General features: G+C 67.3%; 6 protein-coding genes. All 6 read right to left on the minus strand.

The window, feature by feature from the left end; all coding sequences use genetic code 11:
* Positions 1–127 precede the first annotated feature (127 nt).
* Positions 128–445, minus strand: a complete 318-nt coding sequence (locus AB0O15_RS47790; protein WP_364334849.1) for a hypothetical protein — start codon at positions 443–445, stop codon at positions 128–130.
* On the minus strand, positions 442–1023 hold the full coding sequence (locus AB0O15_RS47795) for a hypothetical protein (protein WP_364334852.1): 582 nt from the start codon (positions 1021–1023) through the stop codon (positions 442–444). Before AB0O15_RS47795 ends, AB0O15_RS47790 begins: the two co-directional genes overlap by 4 nt.
* Before the next feature lie 751 nt (positions 1024–1774).
* Positions 1775–2446, minus strand: a complete 672-nt coding sequence (locus AB0O15_RS47800) for a hypothetical protein (protein WP_364334855.1) — start codon at positions 2444–2446, stop codon at positions 1775–1777.
* Between the two features lie 176 nt (positions 2447–2622).
* Positions 2623–2772 (minus strand): hypothetical protein, encoded by a 150-nt coding sequence (locus AB0O15_RS47805; RefSeq protein WP_364334858.1) that lies wholly within the window; start codon positions 2770–2772, stop codon positions 2623–2625.
* Positions 2773–2805: 33 nt separating this feature from the next.
* On the minus strand, positions 2806–3243 hold the full coding sequence (locus AB0O15_RS47810; RefSeq protein WP_364334861.1) for a transposase: 438 nt from the start codon (positions 3241–3243) through the stop codon (positions 2806–2808).
* Positions 3183–3797, minus strand: a complete 615-nt coding sequence (locus AB0O15_RS47815; protein ID WP_364334864.1) for a helix-turn-helix domain-containing protein — start codon at positions 3795–3797, stop codon at positions 3183–3185. Before AB0O15_RS47815 ends, AB0O15_RS47810 begins: the two co-directional genes overlap by 61 nt.
* Between the last annotated feature and the right edge of the window lie 121 nt (positions 3798–3918).

Below are 3918 nucleotides of genomic sequence, written 5' to 3' on the forward strand. Positions count from 1 at the left end.
CGCGATACAGGCGCACGGCCCGCGCCCTGAGCTCGTCGGGGTATTTCTTCGGTGCTGCCACGGATACTTCCTCCCCATGATCAGTCGATCATGTTTGAGAAGCTCCGCCAAACCGGGGGGAACTCAGTCACGGCTCGTCCTGGGTGCGTTGCCATTCGAAGGCGGTCCGCCAGCGGTTGTCGTCATTGAGGTAGCTGAGGAACGCGTCGAGGACCGCGGCGCGCGGTTGTGGCTGGGCGGTTTCGTAGGCCTTGTCGGGGCCGCCGTCGCGGTAGCCGACGTCCAGGTCTCCGGAGTCGACGGCGTACGCCTGAATGTAGAAGTGCGGCCCTCGGTCGAGGACGGCGAAGCGGGGGCCGGCGCTGCTCAGCTTGGTGAAGGCGACGTGGATGTCGTCGGCGGTGGCGTCACGGATGGGTTGGTCGTACTCGATCTCAAGGTTCATCGTCGACACCCTCGAAAAGGAAATCCTGCGCGTAGGCCAGAAGCGCTGTCATGTCGATCTGCCGGGAGTCGTCGCCGGCGGCCAGCCGCAGCCCGTCCTCCCAGAAGGCGCGGCGCAGTTTGTTCTGGAAACTTTCGAAGTCGATCCAGGCGCCGTCTGCTGCGTCGAGTTTGCGGAGCTCTTTGAGGAGCTTGTCGGGGCGGGCCCAGGCCGAGTTCGGTGCCGACGCTGCCGCCGCCGGTGCGGGGGTTGTCGTAGCGCATCCGTAGCCAGGGGGTGGGCAGGCGTTTGAGGTTGGCGGGGTCGAGCATGCGGTCGAAGCGGTCCTCGGCTTCCCGCTGGGTCTCCCGGCCGGTGGACTCGCAGCGGTAGGCGGGGAACACCGCGTAGGTGACCTCGTTGAGCCCGGGTTCCTTGAGCTCGTGGTAGCGATGGACCGCGGGAATGGTGGCGGCGACGACGTCGAACTGGTCGCCGGACCCTGCCGGTGGTGACCAGCCTTCGAGCATGCCGTTGCGCAGCTCGCCGAGGCGGAACCGTTCGTGCGCCAGCGTACGGGCCAACTGTTCCTCGTCCATGAACGCATCCCGGGCCCACGACGTAGCCGGCGAGCCACTACCACGGGCACAGCGCGAGTTCCGGCGCCGACGCCGATGACCGCCAGGAAAACCATATTGCTGCAGAACTGCGCGGTGCCGGACACGCCCGGCGACGCCATCTGTGTGATCAGCGGCGAGAACAGGCGCCACCAGTGCGATCAGCTGAAACCGTTCGGGTCGCGCTCCAGGGCCCGCCCCAACTCTTCACCGTCCACTGGAGAAGCTCCGCGACTCCGGTCACGACGAACACGACGGTGGTGACGATCGGGAACCGGCGATGTTTCATATGATCAGGGTACGAAGAGTCGGCGTGGCCGCGGTAGACAAATGTCATCGGTATCCCGGGTCATCGATCCGCCTCGACCTCGCCAACGGAACGCCAGCATCCTCGCTAGTGCTGTGTCCACTCGCGTTTCCCCGGGTTGGGGTTGTGGTTCCTCGCCGCACGGGTGTGTGGTCGAGCGACTCCCATCCGGGCGGGGTAGGGCGGCCCTCAGCTGGCCAACGGTCGGCTCGCCGTCGTCCCGTGCCGGCAACTCAGGCAGCGGCAAAGACCATCGCAGCGCGGGAAGTCCGCCGTTGCGACGGCCCGGGGCGCCGCCAAGAAGAAGATCATGCCGTTCATCGGTGAGTGGCAGGTCACCGGCGAATGGGCGTGGGCTGACACACCGGGGGGAGTGCCTTGTGGACAGGCACTCACCCCTTTGCTCGGTTGCTGGCGACCGGACGGTCAGCAGCCTGCGGTGATGTGGTTCGACTCGGCGAACAGGTAGTCGCCGCCGGCCGTGTATCCCTCGTGGATCACCCGGTACTCGTACTGGCCGGTGCCCCCGCAGTCGTAGCCGACGCCGTAGTCCACGTCATTAGTATTGACGTTCGCCGTCCGCATCGTCTCCCAGCCGAACCACCGGCTCCGCTGCAGCTCGACGTAGCTGGTACCAACGCCGCAGTTGCCGCTGCGCCAGCCGTCGCCGCGGATCTGATTGCCGCTCTGGTACGTGGTACCCACGTGGAGGTCGCACGACGCGATCAGGGGAACGCCGGCCGTTGCCGCGGCGCCGCCCGTGCATGCCGGTTGGGCCGGTTTGGCCGGCGGGACCGCCGGTGCCAAGGTGTCCCAGTGTGCGAACAGCGCGACCCCGACCTGGCAGTTGAGGTACAAGCCGTCGGAACAGTACACGTAGTCGGCTTCGGTCGCCCGCTTCATGGCCGCGCGGTCGTCCAGGCACGTCTGCAGCGCGTTGTCGTGGCCGCCGTAGGCGTCGTACGGGTAGAACTTGGCCAACTGGTTGATGGGACCGTCTGCCTGCGGGGGTCCACTGGCGGCGGCCGGGCCCACCGTACCGAAAACCGCGACACCCACGAACGTGAGCGTCAGGACGAACCGTCTCAGCACATTCACACCATTCACCTTTCTCGAACCGACTGAGGGAACGGTATCGATGGATACTGACGCCGCGCTTTCGTTCCGCTTGCGCGCCACCGTGCGGGCGGCCGGTTACGTCCTCGACGTCCCACCCGAATGCGTTGACCTGTAATGCTTCGGCACCTCGTCCGCGCGGCGGTGGATGGGGACGCCTACGCACCCAACCGGTCACGGTCGAACTCGTCATGGGTGTAGAGATACACGGCGATCGAGCCGCGGAAGTCGACGAGCTGGGCCGGTGGCCGGGCCTGGGCGTACGCGATGGCCGCGGCGCCGAAGAGACCGAGGGTCAGCGCGAGCACCACCGCGAACCGGAAGCGCCGGCGGCGGGCGGCTCAAGGTCGGGCTCGGCGACGGCCGGGGGCGGCGGCGCCGAGTCGGGGCTGAGCAGGCCGAGGCCGGGTGCGGGGTTGGTGCCGGATTCGGGGATGCTCGGTGAGCCATTCGCGGGTGGACAGCGAGGTGTGTGAGGACAGGTTGTCGGTGATGACGACGATGTCGCCGGTCGGGTTGTCGTGCTCGAGTTGTTGCAGGAAGTCCTGGTAGCAGAGGCTGTTGCGGCGGTCGGCGTACATGGTCACCGCGTGCCCGTCACGGATGCGTAGGCCGCCGTAGACCCAGGTTTTTTCCGGGTCGCGCCAGTACTGCACGACTTCTTTGACCCGGTTGCCGTCGGCGGTCCAGCCTGGCTGGGCCGGGTAGGCGCGCGGGATCAGCGGGCCGAGTTCGTCGGCGCAGATGACCGTCGGGTCGTCGGGCGTGCGGGTATACAACTCGATAACGGCTGTCCTTTTGGGACGAAGTCTGGGTCCTTCGATAGCGCCCAGGAGCGCACCTGCCGCCACCGGGCCCCGTCAGCGAGCAGGATCCGCCGCACCTGGGAGCGGCCGACGGTGATGCCCTTGGCGTTCGCCGTCTCGGTCAGCGCATCAAGGGTCCAGACCGCGGCGGTCGACGTCTCATCCGCCTGCACCAGCATTTCTGCGGCCCGGTCGTAGCGCAGCCTCCCCGGCGGGATCGTCTTGACCAGAGCCACGATCTGCGAGCGCTGCTGTTCACTGATACGCCGAGGCCGGCCGCGGCCCTCCCGATCACCCAGGCCAGGCACGCCGTCGCTGTTGAACCGGTGCAGCCGCTGCCGCACCGTCCGCGGGTGGCAACCAACCCGGCGGGCGATCTGCGGCACCGTCAAACCCGACCACGACAGCGTCACAATCCGGGCCCGCAGTACCCAGTCCGCCGGCGCATGCCTTGCTGCGGCCAACTTTTGCACTCTGGCCAGTTCGTCACCGTCCACAGCGCGACGAGCGAACACCAGAGCGGGCATGACCACGGCCACCTTCCGATGAGGACCCTGTACCGCTCGAAAACAGGGTTTCGGTGTTGGCCTGCGGTTCTGTGCGTTGTCGCCGGCTCGTCAGAGGCAGGCTGACTGGCATGTTCGTGTC

Origin of the sequence: Actinoplanes sp. NPDC089786 (genome assembly GCF_040684855.1) — a bacterium.
Classification (GTDB): Bacteria; Actinomycetota; Actinomycetes; order Mycobacteriales; family Micromonosporaceae; genus Actinoplanes.